1 pseudogene is annotated in these 707 nt (G+C 58.0%); it reads right to left on the bottom strand.

Going from position 1 to position 707, the window contains the following annotated elements:
- Positions 1 to 707 (bottom strand): annotated as a pseudogene (locus tag D1646_RS22085) (hypothetical protein); the annotation flags it as partial.

Raw genomic sequence — 707 nt, forward strand, 5'->3', positions numbered from 1 at the left:
CCAGCGTGACAACCTTAAAATCAGCAAAGCTCGACCCTGGAATGTTCAGGGGCTCAAGGACGGGGCGGAAGCCGACGTCCGCGTACCGAGTCGCTGCATCGGCGCCGTTCCAGTAGCGGGCCGAGAGATACCCACGAACCACACACATATCCTGCGGAAGCTTTAACAAGGCATCCTGCCCCCAGGAGAAAATACCGTCCAAGGTTTTGATATAATCAGGATTTTTGTCCAGGATTCTATCCCACTCGTTGGATGGCGGGTCGCCGCGCTCACCATCGCAATCGCTCCCCGCCGACGGCGACCGCATGTGGTACGGCACGTAGTTGCTGTTGTAGTACTTTCCGAAAATAAAGTCGTAGTTTGGGGACGCCAATTCCTTCCAAGATACCATATGTATCACATTGTAATCCGCGATAAACAGGCTGTGGTCGTAGGGTTTTACATCATTGTCAGTGCTTACGCCTTCCAATTCGCGGGAGTAGGCATTGACCGTCCCCGCATAGGTAAAGGGCACCCAGTGGAGGGAGGGGTCCGGCAGGTCGGCATTTACCACCGCTCCATTGGCCAGAAGGTCCAGAAGGCCCGTCTCGGACAGGTCGAACCAGTAGGTGCCGCCGGGGGCGAGGTTAAACTGCTCCGCCGGCAGGTCATCGCCGTCCTGCCCGTCCGGCGCCGCCAGGGCCGGGAGAGGGAGCAGACTTGTCAGC

Origin of the sequence: Pseudoflavonifractor sp. 60 (assembly GCF_009911645.1) — a bacterium.
Classification (GTDB): Bacteria; Bacillota; Clostridia; order Oscillospirales; family Oscillospiraceae; genus Lawsonibacter.